This window comes from Flavobacterium glycines (assembly GCF_900100165.1).
Lineage (GTDB): Bacteria > Bacteroidota > Bacteroidia > Flavobacteriales > Flavobacteriaceae > Flavobacterium > Flavobacterium glycines.
This window is the reverse complement of record NZ_FNEO01000001.1, coordinates 2,067,808-2,081,132: the sequence shown is the minus strand read 5'-3', so window position 1 is coordinate 2,081,132 and position 13,325 is coordinate 2,067,808. Positions and strand designations below refer to the sequence as shown.

Sequence of the window (13,325 nt, the reverse complement as noted above, 5' to 3'; positions counted from 1 at the left end):
GCTAGATTAAAAATTTACTTCAACTCCTAAAGAAACTGTTCTAGGATTTGGGAACGAACCGTTATCATAACCTCTTGAGAAAGATCCATCATTACTGTTAAAATCAGGATCATACCCTTTGTACTTAGTAATAGTCCATAAATTTTGACCATTTGCATACACTCTGGCTCTTTGAATCAAACTTTTAGCAGGCAATGGAAGATTATATCCAATTTCCATAGTTTGTAATCTAAAATAATCGCCTTTTTCAATAAATCTGTTAGAATCTCTACCGTTAGCATTCGGATCTCCAATAATTGGACGAGGGACATTTGTATTTGTATTTGTAGGAGTCCAATAATTCAACATATCTGTATGGTGATTTCCATATTGACCAGCCATTAAGTTACGGTATAAACTATTAAACACTTTGTTTCCTCCACTACCTTGACAAAACATTGAGAAATCCCAGTTTTTATAACTTCCGCTAAAATTAAATCCGTAATTGTATTTCGGAATAGTAACTCCCTGGTAGGTTCTGTCTAAGTCACTAATCATTCCATCTCCATTGATATCTTTGAATCTGATATCCCCTACACCTGCATTAGTTTGTGTTGGAGCAGCAGCAATTTCTGCAGCATTTTGAAAAATTCCATCAGTAACATAGGCATAAATTTCTCCCATTGAACGTCCTACTTCTGTTTTTGAAGCAGCACCATAAATTGGATTTCCATTAATACCTATTTGTAAAACTTCATTTTTAAGGGTACCTAAATTAGCAGAAACACTATATTTAAATTCGTTTTGACTATTACTGTATTTCGCTTCAAATTCAAAACCTTTATTTCTCATAGCACCTGCGTTTGTTGTAATACTTGCAGGAAATGCACCTGTTGAATATGGTAATGGTACTCCAATTAAAAGATTAGAAGAGTTTTTAATATAATATTCTGCTGTCAATTGTAATTTATCATTAAACAAACCGAACTCTGCAGCAAAATCTGTAGTTTTAACATCTTCCCAACGTACATTAGGATCAAATGAACTTACTACTGTAGTTCCCGGAGCCAATTCGTTATTAAAATCATAACCGGCAAAACCATTGATAGTTGCAGCGAAAAAATAAGCTGGAATAGTGTTATTTCCTAATTTTCCATAACTCCCTCTTAACTTAACTGTGTTAAGCCATTCTGGCAAATGAATGAATTTTTCATTACTCAATTTCCAGGCACCTGAAAAAGAATATGCATTTGTAGTATTGTTATTTTCACTAAATAAAGATGATTTATCTTGTCTAAAATTTGCCTGAATTAAGTAACGATCATCAAATGAATAATTAATTCTGCTGATATAAGAAACACCTTTTATTTTAGTTTCGGATTCTCCTGTACTATTTGCATCAGCATATTGCAATTTGCTAATTTCACCATAATCATAACCTACACCTCTTGACCAATGGTTGAAATATTCTTTACTTTCTTGTACCCATCCAACTAAAGCATCAAATTTATGCTTATCGATATCTAAATTATAAGTCAATAAATTATTGAAAAAGGTTTTTGTTTCATTTCCAGTAGCCACATCTAATGAAGCTTCTTCTTTAGTAGTAATATAATACCATCCTAAATCACTTTGAGGGATAAAAACTCTGTTTTGATAATCCAAGCGATCATAACTGGCATCCATTTTATATTTCAATCCTTTTATAATTTCTAATTCTCCCCAAACATCTCCTATAAAACGATTTCTTCTACCGTTGTTATCAATTAAATTGTTAAATCCTATAACGTTCAATGAAATAGCTCTTTGTGTTAAATTAGTTGTACCTCCATAACCCCCTAATCTATTAGGATCGTAAACTGGCATTGTAGGTACTGCACTAACTAAAGCTCCCACAGCTGATTCTCCTACATAACTATTAAAGTTTTCTTTTCCTGATTGGGTGTATCCTATTTTAGAACCGTATTTAAAATTCCCTTTTTTCCCATTCAGATTTAAGTTCATAGACAAACGCTCATAACTTTGCGGTGAGTTAATGTAGCTGCTGTTTTTGAAATAATCCATATTCAGATTATAAGCTAAATTTTCAGCACCACCATTAAAAGTCAAGGCGTGGTTTTGAACAACTCCTGTTTCGTAAGCAGCATCCTGCCAATCTGTATCTACATTTCTGATATAACTGCTATTTGTAGGATCATTTCCCGGAGCAAGAGTAAGTCCTGCATTTGCTTCAGCAGCATTTGTTATTGTTTGGTAACCCACACGGTCTGTTACTGACCATTTTTTAGCTACATTTTGAAAACCAACAAGGGATTTGTATTTAAAATCCATTTTTCCTGATTTCCCTTTTTTAGTAGTAATAATAACCACTCCATTAGCTCCACGAACCCCGTAGATAGCTGCAGAAGAAGCATCTTTAAGCACCTGCATCGATTCGATATCTCCAGGTGCAAAATCAAATGGAGCATCGACAATCATTCCATCAATGACAAATAAAGGATTGTTGTTACTAAATGAATTTACCCCACGAATTTTAATATTTACAAAACCTCCAGGTTCTCCAGAAGATTGAACCGTAACCCCGGCTACTTGCCCCTGAAGCATTTTAGCAGCATCATAAGTAATTGTTTTTTTTGCACTTTCCATGTTGACTACACCCACAGAACCTGATAAATCCGATTTCTTTTGAGTACCGTATCCAATTACAACAACTTCATCCAACTTAGCGTAATCATCTAAAAGTTTAATTGCAATATTGGTTTGATTGCCTACTTTAATCTCCTGATTTACATAGCCAATATAAGAAATCACCAATACTGAATTAGGTCCGGCTACATCAATAGAAAATTTACCATCAAAATCAGATTGGATACCATTAGTGGTCCCTTTTTCCAAAATATTTACTCCGGTAAGCGGTTCTCCTTTAGCATCATTTATGACACCCGTGACCTTTATTCGCTGCTGTTGTTGTACCTTTTCTTCGGGTTTAGATTTAGTAATAATAATTTTATTATCACCACTAAGTTCAAAACTAAAACCTTCTCCCGACAGGTTATCATTTAGAAGTTTATTAGCGCTAATTGTTCCTTTTTTAAGTTTTACTTTTGGAACATTTTTAAACATATCTTCCTGATAGATAAATGTAAAATTGGTTTGAACCCTTAATAAATCAAAGATTTCATCGATAGTTACAACTTTATCTTTATCTACAACAATTTTTACATTCTGTGTAAAAACTTTGCTTGTAGAAAAACTAAAAGCTGTTGTACAAAAAAACAATATAAATGCTTTCATACTGGTTAGTAAAAATTTTCTTTTCAAAAAGAAAAAATGGTTAGTAATTTCAATTTTCATACATTTGGTGTTTATTGGTTAATTTTAATTAATTAATAAGTTTCATGGGGAAAAAGTAGCGTACTGTCCAGGTATTACTTTCTTCCCCTTTTTTTATTTTATTGTAATTTTTCTGTCTTTTATCTCATAGTCATTTATAAAATTGGTTTTCTTAATTATTTTTAGGATCTCTTTTATATTATCATTTTTACTGAGCACTCCATTGAATTTAACTTTCTCAAGTTCCGGTTTTTGAAAAACTACCTCAACATCATACCAACGGGACATAACATCCATAATTTCCTTTAAATTTCTACCTTTAAAACTGAAAATACCTTTTGTCCAAAGCACTTCATTATAAGCATCAATTGATTTTATAGTAATATCTCTATTTTTTAAATTAATGACTGATTGTTGATTAGGAGTTAAGTACTTTTTTGCAGCTGCGTTACTTACAGTTACTTTTCCTTCTACTAAAGTCGTGTAAACATTCTCTTCCTCTTTATAAGCTTTGATGTTAAACTCCGTTCCTAAAACCTCTACTTCCTGATTTTTATTCAACACTTTGAACTTAGCTCCTTTATGCTCTGTACTTGGGGACACATCAAAAAAAGCTTCTCCATAAATTAATTCTACTTTTCTAAGACTGCCTTCAACAAAAGCCACCGGAAACTTCAACTTCGATTCTGAATTTAACCAAACTTCAGTTCCGTCGGACAAACTCAATTTAAACTGTCCACCCCTTGGTATCGTCAAATAATTATATGTAACTGCCGAATTCGACTTATTGCCATGTTTACAAATTAATTCCTTACCATTACTTACTACATTATCTTTCTCATAGGTTTTATCCTTTTCTAACAGCACATTCGAACCATCCTCAAGAGTCAATATTGCTTTGTCTGTTCCTGCATTTATAACATTATTAACGACAACCTTAGTTACTTCTGCAGGTTTATGATCTGTATTCATCCTATTAAAATAAGTAGTCATAACCACTCCTGATAAAACTGCAGCAGCAGAATAATAAAAAAGCTTACGCAACTTCTGACTTCTTTTCTGCTTTATTTCTCTTGCATATGCTTCTAATAGTTCGTTTATTACTTTATTAGAATCAAATTCCCTCATATTATATTCAATTGCATAATTAACCTTTACATATTCTTCAAATAATTTTTTATTATTCGAATCTTGTATCCATTCTTCCAACTCAGTTAACTCCGATGCTGAAGCTTGCTTTATTAAAAATTTAACTATTATATTTTCTATATTGGCGTTTATCATTTGTTCAATTCATTTTCTATTAATACGTGTTGTTTTTACACTACCCTAACTTTTTTGATATTTTTTTTGATATTTTTTTTTACATTGCACAAAAATTAAGCTAATTATTTATACCAATCCCAATGAAAGAGGTATATTCTGACAATACTCAACTTATTCAGGCTTTAAAAAAAGGAGATCCAAAAGCGTATACCTACTTAGTAAATAGCTATCACCATAAACTATGTGTATATGCTTACAGCTTTACACATGACCATAATTTATCTGAGGATATCGTTCAAAATGTATTTATGCGTATTTGGAACAAGCGGGAAAACCTGAAAGATGAATTTTCAATCATAAACTTTCTGTACCGATCGGTTTACAATGAATTTATTGACCAATATCGTAGCCAAAAATCTTTTTACCCTCTTGAAAAAAAATACATTGATGCCCTTAATACGATTGTGGAAACAGAAGATGAACACTCACTGGAGAGAATTATCAAACTGGTTAAAAGAGAAATTCAAAATCTCCCGCCCAAGTGCAAAGAAATCTTCTTGCTTAGTAAAGAGGAAGGACTTACTAATATTGAAATAGCCGAATACAAGAATGTATCCATCAAATCAGTTGAAGCCCACATAACCAAAGCCTTTTCTATTTTACGGAATTCATTAGGAGAAAAAGCGGATTTATACTTATTTTTAATGTTTAGATAATTATCGTAAAATTTAGTTTTTCCATCTTCAAAACAAAATATTTTGCTTTGTTTTCAACAAAACCTCAATAATTCTTCAAAAAAAACACCACAAAGTGTCCACTCTACACTAATTAATTATGATACTTTTTAGGAAGTGTTTATATTTACACCAAAATTACCTACTAAGATGCTAAACAGTTATAGTTCCGAAGACAAAGTCCTGCTTTCAGTCGATTGTATCATTTTTGGTTTTGACAATGAAGGTCTTAAAATACTTTTAATCAAAAGAGATTTCGAACCCGAAAAAGGAAAATGGTCATTAATGGGAGGATTCCTTAAAAAAGAAGAATCATTAAATAATGCTGCCACAAGGGTATTAAATCATTATACCGGATTACAAAACATCTACATGGAACAGCTATATGCATTTAGCGAAGTAGATCGCGACCCTGTAGATCGCACCATTTCAGTTGCTTACTATGCACTGATTAATATTGAAAATCACAATACTGAATTAATCAAAAATTATCACGCAGAATGGTTTAACATCTCCAATATGCCTAAATTAATTTTTGACCACGATGATATGGTTGCGCATGCTATAAGAAGATTGCGTTACAGAACTTCAACAAAACCTGTTGGATTTGAGCTTTTACCGGAAAAATTCACCATGCGTCAGTTATTGGAATTATATGAAGCTATTTTAGATAAAGAATTAGACAAAAGGAACTTTATTAGCAAAATTAACTCTTTGGATATTTTGGTTAAACTCAACGAAAAAGACATGCAGTCTTCCAGAAAAGGCTCTTATCTTTATATGTTTGACAAAGAAAAATACGATGCTAAGCTTTTAAATAACTTTGCTTTAAATTTGTAAAATATTTTAAAAAAAATCATAAAAAAAATCATAAAAAAACCGTTCCGAATAATCAGAACGGTTTTCTTGTTTTTAGTTTTGTTTTTAGTTGAGTACTACAAGATATAATCGGTATTAATAAAGTTAGATTCTTTACTATTCAATAATTCCTGTAATATTTCGTTATTGTAAGCATTATCCTTAGAAGCTACAAAAGTTCTAATAGAAAATGAACGTAAGGCATCAAAAACACTTAATGTACCTACAGCTGAATCTTTACGTCCTGTAAACGGATACACATCCGGTCCACGTTGACAAGAACTATTAAGATTTACCCTGCAAACTAAGTTCACTAAGACATCAATAAGTGGCGCCAATGTTTTACTGTCTTTACCAAACAAACTTACTTGTTGTCCATAATTAGACTCTGCCATGTCGTCCAATGGCTCCTGAATGTCTTTAAAAGTCATAATTGGAACAACTGGTCCAAACTGCTCTTCGTGATACACTCGCATATCTTTATTCACCGGGAATAAAACAGCAGGGAAAATATAATTTTCAGATATTTGTCCTCCTCTTGCATTAATGATAGCAGCTCCTTTAGCAGTAGCATCTTCAATTAAACCTTGTATATAGGCTGGTTTTTCAACTTCCGGTAACGGAGTTAAGGAAACTGATTTATCCCATGGATTTCCGTAAACCAATTCATCTACTGCTTTAGAGAATCTTTTATTAAATTCCTCCGCAATCGATTCATGAACATATAAAACTTTCAAAGCAGTACAACGTTGTCCATTGAAAGATAAAGTTCCTGTAATACACTCAGAAATAGCCAAATCCAAGTCGGCATCCGGTAAAATAATCGCAGGGTTTTTAGCTTCTAACCCTAAAACCAAACGCAGTCTGTTTTTATTGGGATGTTGATCCTGTAAAGCAATTGCAGATTTACTGTTTCCAATTAATGCCAGAATATCAATTTTTCCTGATTTCATAATTGGAGAAGCAATTTCTCTACCTCTACCATAAACGATATTAATAGCTCCTTTTGGGAAACTCGATTGAAAAGCTTCCAATAGAGGTGAAATTAATAATACTCCATTTTTAGCTGGCTTGAAAATTACAGGATTCCCCATAATCAAAGCCGGGATCAATAACGAAAATGTCTCATTCAAAGGGTAGTTATACGGACCTAAACACAATACTACTCCTATAGGACCTCTTCGAACCATTGCATTTACTCCCTGACTTTTAGTAAAACGAGCATTGCTTCTGTCTAATTGTTTGTAATGTTCAATGGTGTCGTAGATATAATCTACGGTTCTGTCGAATTCTTTCTGAGAATCACCTAATGATTTTCCAATTTCCCACATCAATAACTTCACTACTTCTTCACGCGTAGTTTTCATTTTTGATACGAAATCTTCCATACATTTAATACGATCAGCTACCTTCATTGTAGGCCATAAACCTTGACCATTATTAAAAGCTTTACTTGCAGACTCAACTACTTCATTGGCTTCTGACTCTCCCATGAAAGGAATAGTCCCTAATAGAGTAGGCGCATATTCTTCAGTTGAAGAAATAGTAGAATAAACCTCAGTTGTTTTACCTGTCCATTTTTTTAATTCGCCGTTAACCAAATAAGTATCTTGGTGTAATAATTCTTTTATCTTAAACTCTTCAGGGATTAAATTCATCAATTCTAATATTTTAGTTAGTGTTGTGATTAAAATTAGTTGGTTATTAAGGAGCGACCACTTCTCCATCCCAATCTAACATACCTCCTAATAAATTGTAGGTATTGTCAAATCCTAATTCATTCATAATTTCGCAAGCTTTTGCGCTTCTAGCACCAGAACGACAATAGATATAGTAATTCTTACTCTTATCTAATTTTTCTATTTCAGAAATAAAACCCTGACCTTGGTGGATATCTATGTTTATAGCATTAGGTATAATTCCTTCATCACATTCGGCTTCTGTTCTTACGTCTAAAATCACTGCATTCCCATCTTCTTCGAGCTGAGCAATCCAATCTTCTTGTGTTAAATTCATAATAGTGTTGTGTTTTTTGTAAAATTACGATGTTTTTGCAAAAATACAGTTCCCAAAATTTGAATTAGCAAATATTTTAAAGAAAACGTTTTAGTGGGCTACAATAATCAGCAAAATTCACAATCCTCTATTATTTTATTAAAAACCACCTCGATATTATCATTTTAAATACAATATCTACAATTTAGCTTTCTAACTATCTCCTTACTATTCTTAACAAAACATTCAATAACTATCACTAATTTTTGACTACTTTTACCAAAGTCTTATAATTTCGCCTAAAAAAACAACATATTAACAAGATTTAGCACTTAACAACAATAAGCATGTCAAAAGAAACAATATCAATAAAAAAAGCCTTTCCTAATTTCTCTAACGATCTTATTCAGGAAATAGAAGCCAACTCCAGTTTTCAGACATTTAAAGCAGGTGATGTAATCATGCGAACCGGGCAATACATCAAAAACACCATTTTGATTCTCAAAGGACAATTGAAAATCTACCGTGAAGGTGAAGATGGAGAAGAATTCCTTATGTATTATTTACAACCAGGTCAAGCCTGTGCTATTTCATTAATATGCTCTACAAAAAATCAAACGAGCCAGATTACCGCTAAAGTAGTTGAGGATGTCGAAGCTGTGACTATCCCTTTAGCTTTAATGGATAAATGGATGATGAATCATCGCTCTTGGTACGAATTTGTAATTTACACCTATCGCACACGCTTTGAAGAAGTTCTGGAAGTGATTGACAATATTGCTTTCAGAGCCATGGACGAACGCTTGGAATTCTATCTAAAACGCCATGCAAAAGCTTGCGGATGTAAAGAAATTAACTTATCCCATCAGGAAATTGCCTTAGAATTAAATACTTCCAGAGAAGTGGTTTCTCGTCTGTTAAAAAAAATGGAACAACGAGGTTTAGTCAACTTACACCGTAACCAAATTGAACTGCTGATGTAAAAAAATTGTCCGTGTGACAAATGTTACTGTGGCTGCCCGAAATACTTCCAACCTTTGTAAAAAATTACAAATGGAATATATCGGTTATTTAGCTTCAATTATAATTGGACTCTCTTTAGGATTAATTGGCGGTGGTGGCTCCATACTTACCATACCAATTTTAGTTTATTTATTCAAAATAGATCCTGAATTAGCAACCACTTACTCTTTATTCATTGTTGGGGTTACTGCTTTTTATGGAGGCTATAGCCATTACAAACTGGGAAATTTAAAATTAAAAACAGCACTTTACTTTGCCATTCCCTCTATAGTTGCAATATTGATTATCAGAGAAGTTATCTTTCCTAAAATTGCTTCTACATTATTCACTATTGCATCTTATGCTGTTTCTAAAGATTTATTAATTATGATTGTCTTCGCTATTCTAATGATTAGCGCATCCATATCAATGATTAAAAAGAATAAAACTGAAGAGACAATCTATAAAACTAATTACACACAGCTTTCAATTATTGGGTTCTTAGTAGGAATCGTAACCGGATTTTTGGGTGCCGGAGGTGGATTTTTAATCATTCCTGCTCTTTTATTCTTTGCCAATTTACCTATGAAACAAGCCGTAGGAACATCGCTGCTGATTATTTTTATAAACTCAGCAATAGGTTTTGCGGGCGATTTATACCTCAACACACCTATCGATTATGGCTTTCTATTGACTATTTCTGCAATGGCATTTGTTGGAATGTTTATCGGAATCCTGCTATCTAAAAGAATAGACGGACGAAAACTAAAACCTATTTTTGGATGGTTTGTATTGGTAATGGGAATTTATATTATTATCAAAGAAGTTTTACTTTGATGTTTTTTAACCTCTAAGAGTACTAAGGTTTCGCAAAGGTCACTAAGTAAAATAGTCTAAAAAATTAAACGCTGATTACGCTGATTAGCACAAATTATTTTTGAATGCTTTTACGTTTTCACATCAAGCGCAGTCGATATGTGTTTTACATAACTACATAAAAAAATCCGCAGTATAATTTGCGGATTTTAGCTTAAGTAAAAAAACAGATGCTATTTTATTTTACATCTGTTTCTAATTTGTTTGGGTTTTGTCTTGTGTCAAAAACAGTAATAATCTCAATTTCATTTTTAACGCTGAGTATTCTATAATAAAAAGTAGTTTGTTTTGTAACAACACATTTATAAAGTCCTTTATACTTTAAGGATTGAGGACAACTTTCGGGCTGATTTGAAATCTGAGTGATTTTGGAACTAAACTTTTTTATAAAATCATTTCGAACTTTTAAATTCCATTTTTCTAGTAGGTAATCATTTAATTCCAAAAGCTTACTCTCGGCTAGTTCTGACAAAAACACTTTCATTTAAGAAATCTTTTTCAAAAAATCTTTGAATTCAACTCTTTTACCTTTATTTAATTCTTCAATTCCTTTTGCTATTTCCTTTTGCTCTGACAAACTTAACTCATCCCAAAAATCAACAGTTTCCTTTTGAATGAAATCTTTGATTTTTTCAATGAATTTATCATTCTCAATATTGAGAATCATTTTTACCAGTTCTATTTTTGAAGTTTGACTATCCATAGCTGTTATTTCTTAATTTCAAAGTTACAAAAATTAGTACTATCATTCTCAGCCTCCATCTTAATACTTAATACTTCTTAATGCTCCCCATAACCCACATCATCCATTTTACCATTAAACACTTTGTACTGAATAATAAAATACCCAATTACCAAAGCCAAGGCAATAGCAAACCAATACACACCAACCGACAAAGCATATTCACCATTTGCAACATTGTAAATAGTTAAAGATGGATTGACTTTATTGGTTGACGGTAATACTACAGGAAAAATAGAAGCCGTAGTCGAAGTAAATCCTCCTACAAGGAAAAGACTCGAAAAGAGAAATCCTGTTCTGTCTTTTTTGAAAGTTCTGACTTTAAAAAGCCCAAACAAGCCCACAAAACAGATTATCGGAAAAATAAAAAGCAATGGATTATCCAAGAAATTATGAAAAGGCTCTTTCTCAATAATGTGCCAAACGGATAGCGAAACAATCACAAGCGCCAACAGCACAAAATTCATTTTGTAAATCACTTCTTTTAACTGAGTATTCAAAGACGAATTGGTCTTATAAATAATCCAATTGGCTCCATGAATCATCAAAGCCACCACACTCACTACCCCAAGAAAAAGCGTAAACCAGTCGATAATTCCTAGTTCGGCGGCTTCCGGACTGAATGTAGGATTCCATAATGGAAGGAAGAAAAAATGTGGTTCCTGAGTAGAAACTCCGTTTGTAACCATTCCCAGATTCACCCCACGTACAACGTTTCCTAATGCCATTCCGAAAAACAAAGCCAATAAGAAACTCGCAATTCCAAAAGCTTTATCCCAAACCGCTTCCCACATATGATTATGAATTTGTCCGCGCAATTCTAAACCTACCGCTCTAAAAATCAGCAACCACAAAATCATCATCAAAGGCAGATAAAACCCACTGAAAGAAGCCGCATATAAAGTTGGAAAAGCATAAAACAAAACACCTCCTGCCGCAATCAGCCATACTTCATTGGCATCCCAAAAAGGGCCAATAGCATTGGTAATTGCTTTTTTATCTTTCTCTGTTTTGGCAAAAAACAAATGAATTATTCCTGCTCCAAAATCGTAACCATCCAACACTAAATAAGTAGCTAAAATGCCTATTAAGACTATATACCAAAAGAATTCCATAGTTTATTTTTTTACTGGTTCAGGACCATGATAAATAATTTTTCCAACTAAGATTGCAAACAACATTCCCAACAAGACATACAAGCCTACAAATCCCATTAGCGTAAATAAGGTATTTCCTGAGGAAACTGTTGGCGAAGCACCATCCGCAGTGCGCAATAAATCATATACTAGCCAAGGTTGTCTTCCCAATTCAGCCGTGTACCAACCTGTAGTATTTGCAATATATGGAAATGGCATTAAGAACATAAAAGCCCACAAAAGCCATTTGGTTTTAAATAATCTTTCTTTAAAAAGATGAAAAGCAGCCAATAGCATCACACCTATAAAAAGCGTTCCCAAGCCCACCATAATGTGATACGCATAATACAATCCCGAAATATTGGTTGGATGCTTATCTACTGCAAATTGGTCTAAGCCTTTCACTTCGGTATCCCAATTACCATAAGTTAAAAAACTCAACACATTAGGCACAGCAATCTTGTTATCCAGTTTTTTGTCCTTTACGTCCGGTTGCCCAATAAGTACAATTTCGGCTCCTTTTTTCTCTGTATGAAAAATTCCTTCCATGGCTGCAAAGGTTACCGGCTGGTATTTCACCACGTTTTTAGCCAATAAATCCCCTGTTGGCATCGCAACAATGATACTTGAAATCAATCCGAAAATAACTCCTGTTTTCAAAAACAACTTTCCATAAGAAACATTTTTATTTAACAAAATATAAAAAGCACCAATTCCTGCTACCACAAAAGAACTCGTAACCATGGAAGCTGCCTGATTGTGTAAATAAGAAGGCCACAACCACTCATTAGTAAACAAAGCTGCAAAATTATTCAATACAAATTTTCCGTTTGCCAATATTTCATAGCCCACAGGATGCTGCATCCAGGAATGTGTAGCAATAATCAAAAATCCACTTGCCCAAGACCCCAAACAAATCAACAATCCGGTTACAAAATGCCATCGGTGTCCGAGGATTTTTTCGCCAAACAAAAACATCCCTAAAAAAGAAGATTCTAAAAAGAAGGAGAACATCCCTTCCATAGCCAGAGTTTGCCCAATAATCCCACCAGTTAATTCCGAAAACTTAGCCCAATTGGTTCCAAACTGAAATTCCATTGGGATTCCCGTAACGACACCCATAGCAAAATTGAGGGCAAAAATACGCATCCAGAAATGAGTCGCCTTGTTATAATGTGGATCGTTTGTTTTTAAGAATTTCCATTTGAAATAAACAACAATTAACGAAAGTCCCATTGTTAACTGCGGAAACAAATAATGAAAGGTAATAGTAAATGCAAACTGCATTCGGTCATAAAAGAGCATTTCTTCCATTGAAAAGGAGTTTTTTTGATAGCACAAATTTAACTCAAATGGCCTAAAAACACTACTTAAAACAACACTTAAATTTATGTTTTTTCTACA

General features: G+C 33.1%; 12 protein-coding genes. 4 read left to right on the top strand and 8 right to left on the bottom strand.

Going from position 1 to position 13,325, the window contains the following annotated elements; genetic code table 11:
- Window positions 1-6: 6 nt before the first annotated feature.
- Window positions 7-3,273 (bottom strand): SusC/RagA family TonB-linked outer membrane protein, encoded by a 3,267-nt coding sequence (locus BLR17_RS08550; RefSeq protein ID WP_169817138.1) that lies wholly within the window; start codon window positions 3,271-3,273, stop codon window positions 7-9.
- Window positions 3,274-3,426: 153 nt separating this feature from the next.
- On the bottom strand, window positions 3,427-4,596 hold the full coding sequence (locus BLR17_RS08545) for a FecR family protein (protein ID WP_066324389.1): 1,170 nt from the start codon (window positions 4,594-4,596) through the stop codon (window positions 3,427-3,429).
- A 122-nt stretch (window positions 4,597-4,718) separates the two neighbouring features.
- On the opposite strand from BLR17_RS08545, the gene BLR17_RS08540 reads away from it, so the two are divergent.
- Complete coding sequence (locus tag BLR17_RS08540) at window positions 4,719-5,294, top strand: RNA polymerase sigma factor (RefSeq protein WP_066324388.1); 576 nt, start codon at window positions 4,719-4,721, stop codon at window positions 5,292-5,294.
- Window positions 5,295-5,462: 168 nt separating this feature from the next.
- Complete coding sequence (locus BLR17_RS08535) at window positions 5,463-6,152, top strand: NUDIX hydrolase (RefSeq protein ID WP_066324386.1); 690 nt, start codon at window positions 5,463-5,465, stop codon at window positions 6,150-6,152.
- A gap of 95 nt (window positions 6,153-6,247) precedes the next feature.
- On the opposite strand, the gene BLR17_RS08530 is transcribed toward BLR17_RS08535, so the two are convergent.
- Together BLR17_RS08530 and BLR17_RS08525 are read right to left on the bottom strand one after the other, a co-directional pair.
- Window positions 6,248-7,828: an NADP-dependent glyceraldehyde-3-phosphate dehydrogenase gene (locus BLR17_RS08530; protein WP_066324383.1), complete on the bottom strand. Its 1,581-nt coding sequence runs from the start codon at window positions 7,826-7,828 to the stop codon at window positions 6,248-6,250.
- Between the two features lie 46 nt (window positions 7,829-7,874).
- Window positions 7,875-8,186, bottom strand: coding sequence for a rhodanese-like domain-containing protein (locus tag BLR17_RS08525; protein WP_066324381.1), 312 nt, complete (start codon window positions 8,184-8,186; stop codon window positions 7,875-7,877).
- A gap of 326 nt (window positions 8,187-8,512) precedes the next feature.
- On the opposite strand from BLR17_RS08525, the gene BLR17_RS08520 reads away from it, so the two are divergent.
- Window positions 8,513-9,148, top strand: coding sequence for a Crp/Fnr family transcriptional regulator (locus BLR17_RS08520; RefSeq protein WP_066324379.1), 636 nt, complete (start codon window positions 8,513-8,515; stop codon window positions 9,146-9,148).
- Between the two features lie 70 nt (window positions 9,149-9,218).
- Complete coding sequence (locus BLR17_RS08515; protein WP_066324373.1) at window positions 9,219-10,004, top strand: sulfite exporter TauE/SafE family protein; 786 nt, start codon at window positions 9,219-9,221, stop codon at window positions 10,002-10,004.
- 217 nt (window positions 10,005-10,221) lie between these two features.
- Here the strand turns inward: BLR17_RS08515 and BLR17_RS08510 are convergent, their stop codons facing one another.
- The 4 genes from BLR17_RS08510 to BLR17_RS08495 all read right to left on the bottom strand — a co-directional run bounded on the left by BLR17_RS08510 (window position 10,222) and on the right by BLR17_RS08495 (window position 13,235).
- Complete coding sequence (locus BLR17_RS08510) at window positions 10,222-10,527, bottom strand: type II toxin-antitoxin system RelE/ParE family toxin (RefSeq protein WP_066324365.1); 306 nt, start codon at window positions 10,525-10,527, stop codon at window positions 10,222-10,224.
- A complete protein-coding gene (locus BLR17_RS08505; RefSeq protein ID WP_066324363.1) occupies window positions 10,528-10,746 on the bottom strand; it encodes a hypothetical protein in 219 nt (72 codons plus the stop codon).
- 77 nt (window positions 10,747-10,823) lie between these two features.
- Window positions 10,824-11,900, bottom strand: coding sequence for a cytochrome d ubiquinol oxidase subunit II (gene cydB / locus BLR17_RS08500; RefSeq protein ID WP_066324361.1), 1,077 nt, complete (start codon window positions 11,898-11,900; stop codon window positions 10,824-10,826).
- 3 nt (window positions 11,901-11,903) lie between these two features.
- Complete coding sequence (locus BLR17_RS08495) at window positions 11,904-13,235, bottom strand: cytochrome ubiquinol oxidase subunit I (protein WP_066324359.1); 1,332 nt, start codon at window positions 13,233-13,235, stop codon at window positions 11,904-11,906.
- Between the last annotated feature and the right edge of the window lie 90 nt (window positions 13,236-13,325).

Coding starts and splice junctions, on each gene's coding strand:
- BLR17_RS08520 (WP_066324379.1), top strand. CDS start 8,513: ATGTCAAAAGAAACAATATCAATAAAAAAAGCCTTTCCTAATTTCTCT.
- BLR17_RS08525 (WP_066324381.1), bottom strand. CDS start 8,186: ATGAATTTAACACAAGAAGATTGGATTGCTCAGCTCGAAGAAGATGGG.
- BLR17_RS08535 (WP_066324386.1), top strand. CDS start 5,463: ATGCTAAACAGTTATAGTTCCGAAGACAAAGTCCTGCTTTCAGTCGAT.
- BLR17_RS08510 (WP_066324365.1), bottom strand. CDS start 10,527: ATGAAAGTGTTTTTGTCAGAACTAGCCGAGAGTAAGCTTTTGGAATTA.
- BLR17_RS08495 (WP_066324359.1), bottom strand. CDS start 13,235: ATGGAAGAAATGCTCTTTTATGACCGAATGCAGTTTGCATTTACTATT.
- BLR17_RS08545 (WP_066324389.1), bottom strand. CDS start 4,596: ATGATAAACGCCAATATAGAAAATATAATAGTTAAATTTTTAATAAAG.
- BLR17_RS08530 (WP_066324383.1), bottom strand. CDS start 7,828: ATGAATTTAATCCCTGAAGAGTTTAAGATAAAAGAATTATTACACCAA.
- cydB (WP_066324361.1), bottom strand. CDS start 11,900: ATGGAATTCTTTTGGTATATAGTCTTAATAGGCATTTTAGCTACTTAT.
- BLR17_RS08515 (WP_066324373.1), top strand. CDS start 9,219: ATGGAATATATCGGTTATTTAGCTTCAATTATAATTGGACTCTCTTTA.
- BLR17_RS08540 (WP_066324388.1), top strand. CDS start 4,719: ATGAAAGAGGTATATTCTGACAATACTCAACTTATTCAGGCTTTAAAA.
- BLR17_RS08550 (WP_169817138.1), bottom strand. CDS start 3,273: ATGAAAGCATTTATATTGTTTTTTTGTACAACAGCTTTTAGTTTTTCT.
- BLR17_RS08505 (WP_066324363.1), bottom strand. CDS start 10,746: ATGGATAGTCAAACTTCAAAAATAGAACTGGTAAAAATGATTCTCAAT.